Source organism: Micrococcus sp. GbtcB5 (assembly GCF_019091605.1).
Lineage (GTDB): Bacteria > Actinomycetota > Actinomycetes > Actinomycetales > Micrococcaceae > Micrococcus > Micrococcus luteus.
On sequence record NZ_JAGXJK010000176.1, the window covers coordinates 1 to 278 of the forward strand.

Here is a 278-nt window from a genome sequence, read left to right on the forward strand (position 1 = left end):
TCGCGGACGTGATCGGCCTCGAGTGGGAGCTCGTCCACGAGGAGGCCTGCCGCTGGGTGCACGTGATGAGCGACCAGGTGGAGCGCCGCCTGCTCACGCTCCTGGAGGACCCCACCGAGACCCCCTACGGCACCCCGATCCCGCCCCGGCCCGAGCAGGCCTCCGCCGAGGACTGGGGCCGCGACATGGGCCTGGCGGGCGCCCGGCTCTCCGAGGAGGCCGCCACCGCCGGCCGGTTCCGCGACCGCGGGCTGGCCGAGGGCGTGCAGACCGACCCC

Annotated in this window: 1 protein-coding gene; it reads left to right on the forward strand. The window is 76.6% G+C overall.

What is annotated here, in order from left to right; all coding sequences use genetic code 11:
* A partial coding sequence (locus KVS67_RS14195) for a metal-dependent transcriptional regulator (RefSeq protein ID WP_305799837.1) occupies positions 1–278 on the forward strand: 278 nt, incomplete at both ends.